The sequence below is a fragment of the Aurantimonas sp. C2-5-R2 genome, assembly GCF_036549495.1.
Classification (GTDB): Bacteria; Pseudomonadota; Alphaproteobacteria; order Rhizobiales; family Rhizobiaceae; genus Aurantimonas; species Aurantimonas coralicida_A.
The window spans coordinates 1-666 of the sequence record NZ_JAZHLJ010000273.1 but is presented as its reverse complement, the minus strand read 5'-3'; the positions used below and the strand labels follow the sequence as shown (position 1 = coordinate 666).

At 65.3% G+C, this 666-nt stretch carries 2 protein-coding genes; one reads left to right on the top strand and one right to left on the bottom strand.

The features are described 5' to 3' along the window. Window positions 1–105: 105 nt before the first annotated feature. Window positions 106–393, top strand: a complete 288-nt coding sequence (locus VQ044_RS25490; RefSeq protein WP_327650178.1) for a 3'-5' exonuclease — start codon at window positions 106–108, stop codon at window positions 391–393. Window positions 394–435: 42 nt separating this feature from the next. On the opposite strand, the gene VQ044_RS25485 is transcribed toward VQ044_RS25490, so the two are convergent. Beyond that, window positions 436–666 (bottom strand): ADP-ribosylglycohydrolase family protein (locus tag VQ044_RS25485; RefSeq protein WP_331827921.1); only part of this gene is annotated, 231 nt, incomplete at its 5' end.

The following is a 666-nucleotide window of genomic DNA, read 5'->3' as shown; positions in this document are numbered from 1 at the left end:
GATTGCGTCAGATCCACGGTTCGAAGCGATTTGACATCGACGAAAGCAAGGTGCGCGAGATCGCGACCGGCACGTTCCTGCAGAGCAAGCGCAACGCCATATTTATTGGCGGGACAGGCAAAGAAGATCCACGCCGATCTGGAGAGGTCGGGCGTCAGGGCCCGCCTTCTCGACGAAGGCAGCGCAAGCCTGGCCGACGGCGTGCTCGTCTGCACCCCGCATCTGGCGAAGGGACTGGAATTCGACCGGGTCCTGGTTCCCGATGCCAGCGACGCGATCTACTCGACGCCGATGGATCGCAACCTTCTCTATGTTGCCTGCACGCGGGCGATGCACAGGCTAACTATACTCGTCGTGGGAACACCCTCCGCCTATCTGCCGGCGGTTGGCTGACGCCAGGGCGCCACGCCCGAAATCGCGGCTTCCCGCCGCGCGTCAGGCGGAACCGGCGCCGACAACCGTCTCGAAGCGATCCAGTATCTGCCGGAGGTCATCCGTCAGATGGTCGCGGGCCTGAGCAGAAATGTCGGCCGGGATCCCATGGATCGCCTCGGCGACCGCACCGGCGATGCAGGCGAGCGTGTCGGTGTCGCCGCCGAGGCCGACGGCAAGGCGCACGGCATGTTCCCAGTCATCGGCTTCGAACGCAGCCGCAAGGGCGGGGGG